Source organism: Stenotrophomonas sp. SMYL89 (assembly GCF_036319985.1).
In the GTDB taxonomy this organism is placed as follows: Bacteria; Pseudomonadota; Gammaproteobacteria; order Xanthomonadales; family Xanthomonadaceae; genus Stenotrophomonas; species Stenotrophomonas maltophilia_Q.
In genome coordinates, this window is sequence record NZ_JAWIRW010000009.1 from 121,544 (window position 1) to 134,665 (window position 13,122).

7 protein-coding genes are annotated in these 13,122 nt (G+C 64.1%); 5 read left to right on the forward strand and 2 right to left on the reverse strand.

Annotation, left to right across the window (positions count from 1 at the left end):
* Positions 1-69: 69 nt before the first annotated feature.
* The 3 genes from V3B41_RS13255 to V3B41_RS13265 all read left to right on the forward strand — a co-directional run bounded on the left by V3B41_RS13255 (position 70) and on the right by V3B41_RS13265 (position 6,602).
* Positions 70-2,097 carry a prolyl oligopeptidase family serine peptidase gene (locus V3B41_RS13255; protein ID WP_049427108.1) on the forward strand — a complete coding sequence of 676 codons (2,028 nt, stop codon included), beginning with the start codon at positions 70-72 and terminating at the stop codon, positions 2,095-2,097.
* 170 nt (positions 2,098-2,267) lie between these two features.
* Positions 2,268-4,370, forward strand: a complete 2,103-nt coding sequence (locus V3B41_RS13260) for a M13-type metalloendopeptidase (RefSeq protein WP_100443862.1) — start codon at positions 2,268-2,270, stop codon at positions 4,368-4,370.
* 222 nt (positions 4,371-4,592) lie between these two features.
* Entirely contained in the window at positions 4,593-6,602 is a 2,010-nt protein-coding gene (locus tag V3B41_RS13265) for a M13 family metallopeptidase (protein WP_049430122.1), read from the forward strand.
* A gap of 131 nt (positions 6,603-6,733) precedes the next feature.
* Here V3B41_RS13265 and V3B41_RS13270 read toward each other — a convergent pair whose 3' ends face one another.
* Positions 6,734-9,757 (reverse strand): TonB-dependent receptor, encoded by a 3,024-nt coding sequence (locus V3B41_RS13270; RefSeq protein WP_049430121.1) that lies wholly within the window; start codon positions 9,755-9,757, stop codon positions 6,734-6,736.
* A 317-nt stretch (positions 9,758-10,074) separates the two neighbouring features.
* Here V3B41_RS13270 and V3B41_RS13275 point away from each other — a divergent pair, with 317 nt between their 5' ends.
* Both V3B41_RS13275 and V3B41_RS13280 read left to right on the forward strand, forming a co-directional pair.
* Complete coding sequence (locus V3B41_RS13275; protein WP_049430120.1) at positions 10,075-10,569, forward strand: VOC family protein; 495 nt, start codon at positions 10,075-10,077, stop codon at positions 10,567-10,569.
* Positions 10,570-10,646: 77 nt separating this feature from the next.
* Entirely contained in the window at positions 10,647-12,230 is a 1,584-nt protein-coding gene (locus V3B41_RS13280; RefSeq protein ID WP_329861357.1) for an NAD(P)/FAD-dependent oxidoreductase, read from the forward strand.
* A gap of 179 nt (positions 12,231-12,409) precedes the next feature.
* Here V3B41_RS13280 and V3B41_RS13285 read toward each other — a convergent pair whose 3' ends face one another.
* Positions 12,410-13,084, reverse strand: a complete 675-nt coding sequence (locus V3B41_RS13285; RefSeq protein WP_032128229.1) for a rhomboid family intramembrane serine protease — start codon at positions 13,082-13,084, stop codon at positions 12,410-12,412.
* Positions 13,085-13,122: the final 38 nt, after the last annotated feature.

Sequence of the window (13,122 nt, forward strand, 5' to 3'; positions counted from 1 at the left end):
CCTTCGGGGCGGCGGTTTCGTTTCCGGCCCCGGCCTTGCGCCGGGATCGCCCTGAGATCGAGGCAAGCAATGAAGCGAACCCTGTTGCTGGCAGCCCTGGCCAGCATTTCCCCCTGGCTGCATGCCAAGCCTGTCGCCCCCACCATTGAACAGCTGGCGGCCTTCCCTGCCATCTCCAGCCTGTCACTGTCTCCGGATGGGCAGCACATCGCCGGCCTGCGCGCCAACGGCGAAGAACGCGTGATCGTGGTCTGGCGCACCGATGCGCTGGACAAGGCGCCCACGGTGATCGGTGCCAACCGGATGAAGTTCCAGAGCGTATCGTTCATCAAGAATGGGCAGCTCGCCGTGGTGCTATGGCAGCCTTTCGACCTGCGCGCCGACCGTGTCACCAAGACCTTCGTCAGCAAGTTCTTCATCACCGACATCGAGGGCAAGCAGTGGAAGGAGCCCATTACGCCGCCGCGTGCCAGCAGCCGCAGCGAGGAACTCGAGCAGGCGCTGTCCAACCCGACGGTGCTGGACACGCTCCCCAATGATCCGGACCACATCCTGGTGATCAACGGCAGCGGCGGCAGCTCCGGCGATGTCTACAAGGTCGACCTGCGCAGCTTCACCTCACAGCGCGTGCAGAAGACCGAAGAGCGTGTGGCCGGCTATGTCACCGACCTGGACAGCGAACTGCGTGCACGCCTGCGCCAGGACGTGGACGGAACCGGCGCCTACGTCGCTACCGAGTTCCGCAACACCGGCAGCGGTGCGTGGGAAGAGCACTTCCGCTCCTATGTGAAGAACCGCGACGTCAACCAGGTGATCGGCTTTGCCGATGACCCGAACATCGCCTTCGTGCTGAGCAACGTCGGCCGTGACAAGGCGATCGTGTACGAGTACGACATCGCCGCACGCAAGCAGAAGGAAGTGCTGTACGAACACAAGCTGTTCAACGCCAGCTCGATGTCGATCAACCGCTATCGCAACGGCGCGATTCCGTTCGGCGAGATCCTCGGCATCCGCTATGCGGGCCCGCGCGGTGACGACCTGCAGTGGACGTCGCCGCGGATGAAGGCGCTGGACCAGGGCCTTCGCCAGGCCCTGGGCATCCAGCAGCAACCGCTGGAAATGGTCGACACCGCCAATGGCCAGCGCTTCACCACCAATTACGACACTGGCCGCAGCTACCAGGTGGTGGACTACACCCCCGACCTGTCCACCGTGCTGGTGGCCACGTCGGGCCCGTCCAACCCGCCCGAGTACCACCTGCTGCGCAACGGCAAGCTGACCCTGCTGGCCAAGGCCTATCCGGACATCCAGCCTGCAGCCCTGGGCGACACCAAACTGGTCTATTACAAGGCCCGCGACGGGCTGGACATTCCGGCATTCCTGACCACGCCCAACACCGAACTGTGTGGTGCCGGTCCCTGGAAGGCGGTCGTGCACCCGCATGGCGGTCCGTGGGCCCGCGATGGCATGGACTTCGACGGCTCGATGTGGGTGCCGCTGATGGCATCGCGCTGCATGGCCGTACTGCGCCCGCAGTTCCGCGGCTCGGCCGACTGGGGCCGCAAGCTGTGGATGGCCGGTGACGCCGAGTGGGGCCAGAAGATGCAGGATGACAAGGACGACGGCGCGCAGTGGATGATCGACCAGAAGATCGCCCGCCCCGGCCACATCGCCATGTTCGGCTTCTCCTATGGCGGCTACTCGGCGTTTGCGGCCTCGGTGCGCCCGAACGGCCTGTACAAATGCGCCATTGCCGGTGCCGGCGTCTCGGACATCAAGAAGATCTGGTCGCGCTTCTATACCAATCCGTTCTTCCGCCAGGCACAGGCACCGACCGTGGCGGGCCTGAACCCGCTGGACAAGGCGAGAGAGATGAAGATTCCGCTGATGGTCTACCACGGTGACCGCGATCGTACGGTTCCCATCGAGCAGTCGGAGTGGTTCGTGAACAAGGCCAAGGGCTCGGGGCAGCCGGTCGAGTTCCACGCCATCGCCGACTATGCGCATGGGCCGGCCTGGACCCGCGCGATCATGGGCGACCAGCTCAGGTTGATCGACGACTACCTGGGCAAGGGCTGCGGCGGCGGCGGCCTGTAATCGATGCGTTACCCAGGCAAGGGCGCCCCACCGGGCGCCCTTGCTCGTTCTGGCCCTTGCGCCCGGCCATGACCTTCGACACCCTTGCAGGGCAGGCCGGCGGCGTATCGTTCGGCCCACGGCCGTCCCTGCGGCCCTTCCCTGACTCACTCGGCCTGGAGGCCATCAAAGTGACCCGTACTCCCAAGATCGTGCTGCTGACCCTGGCCGTTTCGGCCGCGCTGGTTGGCTGCGGCAAGAACGAAACCCCGGCCAAGGACGCCACCGCCTCCACGCCGGCTGCCGCCGAAGCCACCAATTACACCCTGGACGAGAGCAAGCTGCCGGCCTACAACGCCTTCCAGCCCAGCGACCTCGATACCAGCAAGGACGCCTGCGGCGCCTTCGGCGACTACGTCAACAGCAAGTGGCTGGCCGCCAATGAAATCCCGGGCGACCGCACCAGCTGGGGCGCCTTCACCATCCTCGACGAGCGCTCGGTGGCCGTGCAGCACCAGCTGGCCGAGCAGGTGGCACAGGTGAAGACCCCGAACCACATCGAGAAGATCGTCGGCGACCTGTGGGCCACCGGCATGGACGAGGCCAAGATCAACGCCCAGGGCATCGAGCCGCTGAAGGCCGACCTGACCGCGATCGATGGGCTGCAGGACAAGGCGGCCATTGCCAACTACCTGCGCACCAGCGCCGCCAAGGGTGACAACGTCCTGTTCGGCTTCGGCGCTGAAGCCGACTTCAAGAACTCGGCCGTCAACATGGCCTACGCCAGCCAGGGCGGCCTGGGCCTGCCGGACAGCACCTACTACACCGACGCCAAGAACGCCGACAAGCTGAAGGCCTACCAGGCACACGTCGCCAAGGTGCTGGAGCTGTCTGGTGTTGCCGCTGCCGACGCTGCCAAGCAGGCCGAGGAAGTGGTCAGGTTCGAGACCCGCCTGGCCAAGGCCTCCAAGTCGCGCGTCGAACTGTCGCGCAACGTCGAGCTGTACTACAACCCGGTCACCCTGGCCGACGCCGACAAGCTGACCCCGAACTTCAGCTGGACCGAGTTCTTCAAGTCGCAGGGCGTGGCCGCACCGGAGAAGTTCTCGCTGGCCATGCCGGCCTTCCATGAGGAAGTGAGCAAGGCGCTGGGCGACACCGATCCGTCTGTGTGGCGTGCCTACCTGCGCTTCCACACCGTGGACAGCGCCTCGCCGTACCTGGCCGACGCCTTCGTGCAGGAGAACTACGAGTTCTACGGCAAGACCCTCAACGGCCAGAAGGAACAGAAGCCGCGCTGGAAGCGCGTGCTGGGCACCATCGAGAACGACGCAGGTGAAGCCTTCGGCCAGCTGTACGTGAAGGTGGCCTTCTCGCCGGAAGCCAAGGCGAAGATGGAAGAACTGGTGAAGAACCTGGCCGCCTCGCTGAAGGAACGCATCCAGGGCCTGAGCTGGATGAGCGATGAAACCAAGGCCAAGGCCATCGCCAAGTGGGAAACCTTCACCCCGAAGATCGGCTATCCGGACAAGTGGCGTGACTGGTCGGGCCTGCAGACCCAGCGCGACAGCTTCCTGGGCAACGTGCGCGCGGCCAACGAGTTCAACTACAAGTTCAACCTGTCCAAGATCGGCAAGCCGGTGGACAAGACCGAGTGGGGCATGACCCCGCAGACGGTCAACGCCTACTACAACCCGCTGCAGAACGAGATCGTGTTCCCGGCCGCCATCCTGCAGCCGCCGTTCTTCGATCCGAAGGCCGACGACGCGCTGAACTACGGCGGCATCGGCGCGGTGATCGGCCACGAAATGACCCACGGTTACGACGACCAGGGTGCACGATTCGGGCCGACCGGCAACATGGAAGACTGGTGGACCGCCGCTGACAAGAAGAACTTCGAAGGCCTGACCGGCAAGCTGGTCAAGCAGTTCGACCAGTACAAGGTCGACGGCCAGGCGGTGAACGGCCACCTGACCCTGGGCGAGAACATCGCCGACCTGGGCGGCCTGGCCACCGCTTACGACGCACTGCAGAAGGCCAGCGCAGGCAAGGAAGACGCGAAGGTGGACGGCTTCACCCGCGACCAGCGCTTCTTCTTCAACTGGGCCACCGTGTGGCGCACCAAGTACACCCCGGAAAACGCCAAGGTCCGCCTGGCGACCGACCCGCACGCCCCGGCGCAGTTCCGCGCCATGGGTGCGCCGTCGAACCTGCCGACCTTCGCGGCCGCCTTCCAGTGCAAGGCCGGTTCGCCGATGGCCCGCAGCGGCGACCAGCAGGTGGTGATCTGGTAAGCCACGGCTGACGCTGTTGCAGACCTGCAGAGGCCCGGGAATTCCCGGGCCTTTGTTTTTCCGGGGTGCTTTTCATCCACGCATGGCGTGGATCCACTGATCTCGGCGCTCCCCGGTAGCGGCCGACCCTGGCCGGCGAAAGCAGCGTGATGCGTGCATGCCGCGTCCATGCCCGGCTTGCTATAGTGCGCGCGCCCTCAATCCATCACGGATTCGTTCCACATGCCCAATTTCCGTCCGCTTGCCATCGCCCTGGGCATCAGCCTGGCGACCCTGGTCCCGACCCACGATGCGTTCGCCGCCGCCAAGAAGAAGGCCGCCCGCGCCCCGGCTGTCAGTGCCCAGTGCAGCGACTTCTATGACGCCACCAACGCAGGCTGGCTGAAGGCCAATCCGGTGCCACAGACCGGTGCCACCACCGCGCTCGGCCAGCTGGTCGACCGCAGCCGTCAGCAGCAGCGTGAACTGCTCGACGCAGCGATGAAGGCGCCGCAGGGCAACGTGCAGAAACTACTGGGCGACTTCTGGGCCAGCGGCCTGGACGAAGCCGCCGTGGAAGCCGACGGTTCCAATCCGATCGCCCCGCTGCTGACCCGCATCAACGCCATCAAGAAAGCCAAGGACGTGCCGGCCTCGATCGCCGCGCTGCATCAGGTCGGCATCCCGGTGGCCTTCAACTTCGGCCCGGACGTGGACCTGAAGGCGCTGGACCGCCACATCGGCTACTTCATGCAGGGTGGCATGGGCCTGCCGGACCCGGCGTTCTATACCCGCACCGACGCCGACACCGTCGCGCTGATGGGCCGCTACCGCAATTACGTCAAGCAGATCCTGGCACTGACCGGCACTCCGGCCGCCAAGCTGGATGCCGAGTCGCAATCGGTGATCGCGCTGGAAACCGAACTGGCGCGCAACGCGCAGTCGCTGGCCGGCATCAACAACCCGTTCAACAACTACGCACCGATCTCCACCAAGGAGCTCAACAGCCGCTACCGCAACCTGCAGCTGGATGCCTTCCTGAAGGCCCAGGGCGTGGACGACGACCTGGTCTCGCTGGCCGACCCGGGCCTGTTCAAGCAGCTCGACGGCATGGTCACCAAGCTCAAGCCGGACCAGTGGAAGGCCTACCTGCGCTGGCGCGTGGGCGACTCGATGGCGCCGTATCTATCCAAGGCCTACCGCGACGCCGAGTTTGAATTCCGTGGCCGCGTGCTGCGTGGCGAAACGCTGCCGCCGCAGCGTTGGGAAGATGTGCTGGAGGCGATCAACGTGGCCGCCGGCCCGATGCTCGGCCGCGAATACGCCGCCCGTTACCTGTCGGCAGAAGATCGTCGCCAGGCCGCATGGATCGTCGACAAGGTGCGCGAAGTGCAGATCGAGGCGGTCAAGAACAGCAGCTGGATGAGTGCCGAAGCCAAGACCGAAGCGCAGGCCAAGCTGGCCGCGCTGAAGATCGAGATCGGCACCCCGCTGCGCGACCTGGACTACAGCGTGCAGCCGATGGGCCGTGGTTCCTTCGGCGGCAACATGCTGATTGCTTCGACCTGGCGCCATCGCGAGGAAATGAAGCGCATCGGCAAGGGCAACGCTGACCGTCGCTGGGACGTGCTGCCGCAGCAGCCGTCGCTGGCCTATGATCTGGCGCAGAACCGCCTGATCGTCACCGCTGCGATCCTGCAGGGCCCGGTGTTCAACGCCAAGGCCGACGCCGCCGACAAGTTCGGCAGCTTCGGTGGCCTGGTCGGCCATGAGCTGACCCGCGCGATCGATGCCAAGGGCGCGCTGGTCGACGCCAAGGGCGAACTGCGCAGCTGGTGGACTCCGGCAGACAAGACCGCTTGGACCCTGCTCGGCAATCGCGTGGCCGCGCAGTACAGCGCCTACGACTTCCCGGGCGTGAAGGGTGCCAAGGTCAACGGCACGCTCACCCAGGAAGAGAACCTGGCCGACATCGCCGGCCTGGAACTGGCCTGGGCCGCGTACACCGCGCAGGAGCCGAAAGCCAAGCAGGCACAGCAGCAGGGCTTCTTCCGCGCGTGGTCGGCGTTGTGGGCGCAGCAGCTGTCGCCGAACGAGGCCGTGCGTCGCCTGACCGCCGACATCCGTGCGCCGGGCCTGTGGCGCAGCAACGGCACGCTGGCCAACCTGCCGGCATTCGGTGCCACCTTCAGCTGCAAGGCCGGCCAGCCGATGCAGCGCAGCGAAGCCGAGCAGATCAAGGTCTGGCGCTGAGCTAGCTGCTGCAACGGGTAATGCAGAGGGCGCCTTCGGGCGCCCTTTTTTTCGCCTGGCGACCCAAAAAAGGAACCCCGGCATGGCCGGGGTCCAGGTCGTTTTCTGGAGAGATCGATCAGGTGCTGCGATCAGAAGTCGTAGGACGCACTGACACGAACCGAACGAGGTGCGCTGAAGTAGGTACCCATGCCGTAGGTGTTGGACACCGTATAGGGGCCATCTTCATAGACCGCGTCAGACTGCACGGCACGACGCTGGTTCAGCACATTGAAAACATCCAGGCTGAAAGCCAGCTTGTGATCGGCAAACGAAGGGCGATACATCACGCCCAGATCCAGGCGGGTCGTCCAGGGCTGCCGGCCTGCGTCACCCGGGCGCGACGGCTTGCCACCGCAATAGTGATAGGCAGCGTCGTAGCCCAGCGGATCACTCTCATCGGTGCCGTAGTAGCCCAGGCAGCTCTTCGGCGCTCCCGACATGATCCGCAGGGTGGCCGACGCCGACCACTCGTCGTTGAACATATAGGCGCCATAGCCCTTCAGCTGGTGACGACGGTCGTTCGCCAGATAGCCGCCCGCGTATTCCATCAGTGCCGCGGCATCCCAGTCCTGGGTCTTGGAGACGTCATCCTGGCCGATATCCGACTTCACCTGGCCTTCGGTATTGCCGAAGCTGCGCGACCAGGTGTAATCCAGACGTCCGTACCACTTGTCGCTCAGCGGGTGCTCGATGAACAGATCGACGGCGATGTAGTCACGCTTGGCCTTCTTGTTGCCGTAACCCCAGTCGGCGGAGCTCATCTGCACCGGCGTGTAACCCGAACCATCCGCGTGCCGGATCATGAAGGTATTGGTCTTGCCCGGATTGAAGATCACACAGCCCGGGACATCGAGATTGCTGTCGTCGACGCCCATCGCGGCAAGCTTGTCATGGATGCGATCGGAGTCACAGGTATCGTCGATGGCCGTCTGCAGGCGACGATAGGTGAACTTGGCACCGGAGCTCCAGCGCTCGCCCAGCGTCTTCTCGAAGCCAAGGATCAGCTCGTCCTGGTACTGCGACTTCAGGTCGGTCGGCGCAATCGACAACGGATCAGGGGTCTGGCCATATTCATTGTTGGCTGACACCGGGCCCGGGCCCAGAGCGGTCAACCCGGTCGGGTTGCCGTTGGCATCAATTCCGCTATAGGTGAAGTACTCGCGGGTGAACGTCGAGGCGGACGCACCACGAATGGCAACGCTGTTGGGCAACGCCAGGTAGTAACGGCCCAGGTTGGCGAACACCTTCAGCGACGAATCGCCAAACACGTCCCAGCTCGCGCCCAGACGCGGCGCCCACTGGTCACCGCTGTCGACGTAAGGCTTGGCCGCGCTGTTGTAGTTGGTGAACTTGTCATTGCGGATGCCGAGGGTCACCAACCAGTTCGGCGTGACCTGCCAACGGTCCTCCAGATAGTAGGCCTTCTGCTTGACCGACATGCTGGTGGTCGTGGAGAAGATGTACTTCTGCACGAAGTAGCCATTGCCGCCCGGCGGGGTGATGTCAAAGCCCGGATTCGGCGACGAGGCCGGATCGACACGGCCATAGATCCAGGCGTACCCCGGCCCGGTCATCGCCTGGCCTTCGTTATGCCCCTGGAAGTACATGTTGTCGATGCCACCAGTCAGCTCGTGGTTGCCGATACGGTACTGCAGGTCTACACGCAGACCTCGGGTCTTGCTGCCCGCATCGGACGACTTGGTATAGAGCGCCGACTGGTCATTGCGGATGGGGCGGCCACCGGTAATGGACGGATCCTGATTGCCCGGGCTGCTGAGATAGGGGTTGGCCGTATCCAGCGGATTCGACTCCAGATTGCTCTCCTTGCTACGACCCCATACCGCACTCAGGGTCAGGTCATCGTTCAGGTAGCCGGTGTACTTGAAGATGTCAAAGTCGTCCTTGAGCTTCGTGGTGTTCGGGAACGTGCCGGTGCGATCACCTTCGGCCAGGTCCTCGTAATCGAACGATCGGTAGTAGCCACCGTTGCGATCGGTGTTCTGCACACGGGTGTATTCCAGCGTGTTGCTATCGTTGATGTTCCAGTCGATCTTTCCATAGAACTTCGGCGCATCGATGGTGTAGTGGTTGCGCACCTGCTGCGTTGCTGCAGAGCTGTTCGTGGACACACCTTCGGTGCGGTCCTTTTCCGCAGCCAGGTGGATGAACAGGCGATCCTCGATCAGCGGGCCACTGGCGTAGCCACTGTAGGTGGTACGCGTGGCGACATCATCCTTGCGGTAGCGATAGAGCGAGCCAGGCAACGAGTCATCGGTGTAGCTGTATCCATTGGGCAGCTGGCGATTGGGATAGATGACAGTGGCCGCAGAAGCCGACAGCGAATCCGGCGCCCAGGTAGCCTGCACGCCGAAATGCCATTCATTGGTGCCGCGCTTGCCGAGCTGGTTGATCACGCCGCCGGTGGAGCGCCCGTATCCCGCTCCGTAACCGCCCATGAACGTTTCCTGCTGGTCGATCGACCCGTATGGCAGGCTGATACCACCCAGATTGCTGAGCGGATTGTTGGCCAGAAAGCCGTTCAGATAGTAGGCATTCTCAGTGACACTGGAGCCGCCGAAGGACAGCACCGAACGCGAGCCATTGCTGAACGCGCCACTGCCCGAGACAACACCTGGCGCCAGCAGTGCGATGGCTTCGGCACTGCGCCCCAAAGGCAACACGTCCAGCTGCTCGGATGTGATGACCGACTTGGATACTGTGTTGGTGACATCGATCTTCGGCACATTCGCTGCAACGACGTTCACTGCCTCCAGTGTGGTGGCGGCGCTGGCGCCACCGGCAAACGACACCTCGGTGCCAACGCCAACCTTCAACAGCACATTCTCGCGCTGCTCGACAGTCTGGCCGTCACGCTGCTGGATGATGGTGTACTTGCCCACCGGCAGCGAGCCGAGGTTGTAGCGGCCATTGCTGTCGACGGTCGCCGAGCGCTTCAGGCCCGTGTCGCTCTGAACCACGATGGTCGTACCGGCGGGCGCGCTGCCGTACAACGAACCGGTCGTGCTCTGAGCGGCGGCGGCGCCAATGAAAGAAGTCAGGACGACCGCCAAGGCGGTGCGCTTCAGCCTTGCGACGTGCTTGCTGCTGGTCATGGAGTTTCCTTGATTCGATGAAGATCAGGCTGCGATTGCAGAATTGCTGCATGGAAGCGACAGTTCCTTGCAGCTGAACCAAATATTAATTTCATCAATTCTTAATTTGCAATGGCAGCTGAACAAAAACAACCAATTGAAATTAAAGGAAAAATTTCGACACAAACATGAAGCTCATTCATGTTTTATTTAACAATCAGAGGCTTGCAGCCGCTTTCGGCCGGCTCCCCCACCCTGTCTCCGTTGGCCGTGATACAGATCCCGGGTTAACAGCGGCCGTGCTATCGCTGTGGCTTCGTCCAACGTAGAGCCCCGACATGGCACACAAGAACACGATCTGTGTCTGGTACGACAATGGCGCGCTCGAGGCCGCCACCTTCTATGCCAGCCTCCTGCCCGACAGCGCGGTCACCGCCGTGCATCACGCGCCGGGCGACTACCCCGACGGCAAGGAAGGCAACGTTCTGACCGTCGAATTCACTGTCTGCGGCGTTCCCTGCGTCGGCCTCAACGGCGGCAGCGCGTTCAAGCACAGCGAAGCGTTCTCCTTCCAGATCCAGACCGAGGATCAGGCCGAGACCGACCGCCTGTGGAACGCGATCGTCGGCAACGGGGGCCAGGAGAGCCAATGCGGCTGGTGCAAGGACCGTTGGGGCATCTCCTGGCAGATCAGCCCGCGCATGCTGATCGAAGCAGTGACCAGCAAGGACAAGGCACTGGCCAAGCGCGCCTTCAACGCGATGATGCCGATGAAGAAGATCGACATCGCCACCATCGAAGCCGCGATCCAAAAAGGGGGCGGAGGGAATTAAATCGCTTCCCGCACGGGTCTGTGATCAGATGCTGATTGCAACGCAATCCCCTCCGCCCGCTTTCTTCAGAGGTGCTGATGACCTGGGATGCACTCATCGTCGGCGGCGGCCACAACGGGTTGGTCTGTGCAGCCTATCTGGCACGCGCCGGCAAACAGGTGCTGGTGCTCGAACGGCGTGGCGTGCTCGGCGGCGCCGCGGTCACCGAGGAATTCCATCCCGGCTTCCGCAACTCGGTGGCGTCGTACACGGTGTCGTTGCTGCAGCCGAAGGTGATCGACGACCTGCAGTTGCAGGCGCATGGGCTGCGCATTGTCGCGCGCCCGGTCAACAACTTCCTGCCATTGCCGGACGGCCGCTACCTGTTGTCGGCGCCCGGCCGCACCCAGGCCGAGGTCGCGAAATTCTCCGAACGCGATGCGCAGGCGCTGCCAGCGTATGAAGCACGCCTGGAGATCTTCGCCGACGTGCTGCGTGCGTGGGCCCTGCGCGCCCCCCCGGACGTCGGCGTGGCCGGCGGCTGGCGTGCCCTGCCCGCGCTGTGGCAGATGGGCCGTCTCGGCCGCGAACTGGCAACGCTGGATGCTTCGCTGCGCCAGGAACTGCTGGACCTGTTCACGCTTTCAGCGGCTGAGTACCTGGACCGCTGGTTCGAGAGCGCGCCGATCAAGGCGCTGTTCGGCTTCGATGGCATCGTCGGCAACTATGCCAGCCCCTACACGCCCGGAAGCGCCTACGTGCTGCTGCACCACGTGTTCGGCCAGTGCAATGGCGTGAAGGGTGCCTGGGGCCATGCAATCGGCGGCATGGGCGCGATCAGCCAGGCGATTGCCAGCGCGGCGCGCGAGGCCGGAGCCGAACTGCGCGTGGATGCCGGCGTGCAACGGGTACTGACCGAACAGGGCCGCGTCGTGGGAGTGGAACTGGCCAACGGCGAAATCCTGCGCGCACGCGCCGTAGTCGCCAACGTCAACCCCAAGCTGCTGTACGAGCAGTTGCTGGAACCGGCGCAGGTACCGGCGGCGACGCGCGAGCGGATGGCACACTGGCGCTGCGGCTCCGGGACGTTCCGGATGAGCCTCGCGCTGTCGCGGCTGCCGGACTTCCGCGCCCTGCCCGGCCCCGGCGATCACCTCAGCGCCGGCATCATCATGGCGCCCAGCCTGGACTACATGGACCGCGCCTGGCTGGATGCGCGCCGCGATGGCTGGTCACGCGAGCCGATCGTGGAAATGCTGATTCCCAGCACGCTGGACGATTCGCTGGCGCCGCCCGGACAGCATGTGGCCAGCCTGTTCTGCCAGCACGTGGCGCCGGTGCTGCCCGACGGGCGTCACTGGGATGATCATCGTGAAGCAGTCGCCGATCTGATGATCGCTACCGTTGAACGGTATGCGCCGGGTTTCGCTGTCAGCATCCTCGGTCGGCAGGCGTTGTCGCCGCTTGATCTGGAGCGCACCTTCGGCCTGGTCGGTGGCGACATCTTCCACGGCGCACTGAGTGCCAACCAGTTGTTCTCGGCACGGCCGATGGTTGGCCAGGCCGGCTATCGCGGTGCCCTGCCCGGGTTGTACCTGTGTGGTTCGGGTACCCACCCCGGTGGTGGCGTCACGGGTGCGCCCGGGCACAATGCCGCGCAGGTGGTGTTACAGGATCTGTAGATCCACGCCGTGCGTGGATGCGCGCGTACCCGCCGCATGCATGACCTGCCGTTGGTGGGTACCAACCTTGGTTGGTACGAAACAACAGGGATGATTGCCAACCAAGGTTGGCACCTACCCGCGTGGGACAAGGCGTGCCAACCAAGGTTGGCACCTACCGCGTCAAATGATCCTTCGGATCATTTGACGCTGCGCAGATGGTTCGGGCGCTTCGGCGGGCCGGGCGGTCGGCGCTTGTTGAACGGCGATTGCCCTCGCCAGTAGCGGATCAGCAGCCAGCCGAACAGCATGCCGCCCAGATGCGCGAAGTGGGCCACGCCCGGCTGCCAGCCGGTCATGCCCAGCACCAGCTCACCCACGCCGAACAGGATCACGAAGGTTCGCGCCTTCATCGGGATCGGTGGGAACAGCAGCATCACCCGCTGGTTCGGGAACAGCATGCCGTAGGCCAGCAACAGGCCGAACACTCCGCCGGAAGCGCCCAGCACCGTGGCCGGATTCTCCAGCAACGTACCCACCAGCAACTGGCAGACACCGGCACCGGCCACGCAGACCAGGTAGTACAGCAGGAAGCGTTTCTCGCCCCAGGTCTGCTCCAGCGGCGCGCCGAACATGAAGACTGCCAGCATGTTGAAGAACAGGTGGCCGAAGCTGCCATGCAGGAAGCCATAGGTCAGCAGCTGCCACGGCTGGAAGTTGCCGCCCGGCGAGAACGCATCGAAGCCCTGCTGCAGCGGTTGCAGCATGAACGGCTCGAAGGTCTGCATGCCGAGCAGGAACGGCTGCTGCAGCAGGAACAGGATCGCGTTGGCGATCAGCAGGGCCTTGGTGACGGTAGGCAGTCGCGGGAACATGGGAGCACCGGCATGGAACGGCCTCCATCATAGCCGCA